This is a genomic window from Coprobacillus sp., assembly GCF_984815275.1.
In genome coordinates this window covers 1-2,024 of sequence record NZ_CFJNYH010000089.1, presented here as the reverse complement: position 1 = coordinate 2,024, position 2,024 = coordinate 1, and the positions used below count along the sequence as shown (strand labels likewise).

Annotated in this window: 2 protein-coding genes; both read right to left on the bottom strand. The window is 31.2% G+C overall.

Annotated elements, in window-relative coordinates; genetic code table 11:
- Positions 1-313 precede the first annotated feature (313 nt).
- Positions 314-583, bottom strand: coding sequence for a hypothetical protein (locus AC5M21_RS16000; RefSeq protein ID WP_008790061.1), 270 nt, complete (start codon positions 581-583; stop codon positions 314-316).
- 12 nt (positions 584-595) lie between these two features.
- A complete protein-coding gene (locus AC5M21_RS15995; RefSeq protein WP_008790062.1) occupies positions 596-1,936 on the bottom strand; it encodes a PTS sugar transporter subunit IIC in 1,341 nt (446 codons plus the stop codon).
- Between the last annotated feature and the right edge of the window lie 88 nt (positions 1,937-2,024).

Genomic DNA, 2,024 nt, shown 5'->3' with positions numbered 1-2,024 from the left:
TAAGCAGAGATAGTATCTATAAACAATATACCACAACAATTGCTTAAAGTAAACATCCAAAAAGATTCCCTTACTTATATATTCATCATTTCTTTGCTATTTTTCTTCTTTTTTAAGAAAATAAATTCACATGATAAATAATTATATAACAGTTAATAAAGAAGATAGCAAATTCAAGAAATATCATAGGTATAAATGAATTCAAAAAAGGACATGAGGAGAACACAAATAACCAAAAGTTTTGTACAAAAGAAAATAAAAAAAGAAACTTAACAAAATCAACTTTTAAAAGTTATTTTGCCATCGTTTCTTATTATTGCATAGAAATAAGAGCAAGCATATAGACAACACAAATCATTGTTTGACCAACACGTTCTGTTATGCAAAAGGGTGATTCCTTTTTCCAGATGCGGTAAAGAGCATAGGGAGGAAAAATAAGATTAAATAGGTATGTTAATACTTTATATTTTTCAAATGGTTTTATCGCATTTGGATCAGGTTTATTGAGTTGTTCTTTCATCTTCAAAATATTGATTTGTCTTGCAGTTAAACCTTCATATTTATTCTTTACTCTTTTTGACATAACATTTTTCCTCTATTCCTGAATTTGAACTTGTTTTTCTGCTTCACTTTTTGCCTGTTTATTGGTTGCAAATACAAATGGTAAATAAACAACTATAGAAATAACAATACAAATAGCTTGTGTAATGACAGCACCAATACTTCCTCCTGATCCAAGCCAAGCAATCAGCAATGGTGGTGTTGTCCATGGTACTGCATAAACCATTGTTCCACAAAAACCAATTGTTGTCATAACATAAGCAAATGATGCTGTGAGAATTGGTGTTAAAATAAATGGAATCATAAACATTGGGTTCAATACAATTGGTAAACCAAATGTCATTGTTTCATTAATATTAAATAAACCTGGTGCTAAAGATAACTTTGCAATAGCTTTATAATCATCACGCTTTGATGCAAATAATAAGGCAATAACCAAACCAATTGTAATACCAGCCCCACCCATTGTTGTAAAACAAGAAATAAATGTCTCATTTAAAATAAATTGTGGTGCTTGTCCGTTTTGAACCGCATCAGTATTAGAAACCACAGCTTCTAACATAGTCGCTTGATATACTGGTTTTAAAACTTGTGTTCCATGAATACCAATAACCCAGAATACACATGATAAACCAAATATTAATAAATATCCTGGCAGCCCAGTGAGAACACCACGTAATGGTGTTTGAATACAAGCACTAATCGCATTATATACAGAGATCCCAAATACAGTTTGGAATAATAAGCCAAAACCAGAAATCAGTAAGATTGTCACAACACCTGGAAATAAAACATTAAATGATTGTGATACATTTGTTGGAACTGTGTCAGGCATTTTAATACTCAACTTACCTGAATCAGCTAAACGACAATAGATCTCTATAGAAACCATTGCAACAATCATTCCAAGAAACAATCCTTGAGCATTAGTAAATTCTTTTGGGATAACATTAGCAACATTGATTAAATCATCCATACCTTCAACAGTGATATTTGTAAATGTATCACATAAACTGATATATGATGCTAATGCAATAATAGGAACAATAATTTCTTTATGTTTTAATTGTTTACCCAATTCAATTGCAATCAGAACTACAGTCCCAATTGTTAAAAAATTCAAAGTGGCATAATTGGCTGCTGTAAACATTCCTGTCAAGCCTTCTAACCAAGCCATTCCTGGCAGCTTCGCTAAAGAAATACCTGTTGTTGTCGTTGAACATACAACATTGGAAAATAGTGTACAGAATGCCCCAGTAATAATAATTGGAAGTAATGCAGTGAAAGCATTCTTAATTGCTGACATATGTCTTTGACTCGTAATCTTTGTAGCAACAATCAATAATTTTTCAGTAAGTCTATCACCTAAACTCATAAATACTCTCCTCTCGTTTGTTAACGTGAGTTTATTGTAAGGGTTTTCAAAGGGTTTTTGTATGTCTTTTTTCTTTTTTGGAATTAAG

What these genes read in the sequence shown, in the direction of transcription:
- AC5M21_RS16000 (WP_008790061.1), bottom strand. Translation starts at nt 583, where the DNA reads ATGTCAAAAAGAGTAAAGAATAAATATGAAGGTTTAACTGCAAGACAA.
- AC5M21_RS15995 (WP_008790062.1), bottom strand. Translation starts at nt 1,936, where the DNA reads ATGAGTTTAGGTGATAGACTTACTGAAAAATTATTGATTGTTGCTACA.